Source organism: Oleiphilus sp. HI0086 (genome assembly GCF_001635225.1).
This window is the reverse complement of sequence record NZ_LWFZ01000919.1, coordinates 1-445: the sequence shown is the minus strand read 5'-3', so window position 1 is coordinate 445 and position 445 is coordinate 1. Positions and strand designations below refer to the sequence as shown.

The following is a 445-nucleotide window of genomic DNA, read 5'->3' as shown; positions in this document are numbered from 1 at the left end:
AAAACCTGCGAAAGAATTTGGAAGGAATATGCCAGCTGATTCAGCCATACAATATGTAAGCTTCTCTCTTGCTGAAGAAACGTATGCATATGAGGTTAAGCTGGTCAGAGAGATAATTACCTATCGAGAACCAACCCCTGTTCCTGGGTCAAACCCCGAAATAGCAGGCATCTTAAATGTTCGCGGTGAAATCGTTCCGGTACTTTCTGCTGAGAAACATATACAGGTAAGCACTGCAGAAGCCCATCAAAGAATTCTCATTCTAGACTCAAGCCGTGGCGCCGCTGGAATAGCCGTCGAGCACGTGGGCGAAATCTTTCTAGTTGAGCCAAGCAAAATCAATATCGAAGCAGATTCCTCAAAAAATGTTGTAGGAACAGTCTTGCATAGGGATAATCTAGTTATCTTATTAGAGGGGCTTTGAGAGACCTCTGCTACTTAATAC

General features: G+C 43.6%; 1 protein-coding gene. It reads left to right on the top strand.

The genetic code is table 11. The annotated features are described in order from the left end of the window. Positions 1 to 424: chemotaxis protein CheW (locus A3756_RS16600; protein ID WP_068567616.1), on the top strand; the 424-nt coding region annotated here is incomplete at its 5' end. Between the last annotated feature and the right edge of the window lie 21 nt (positions 425 to 445).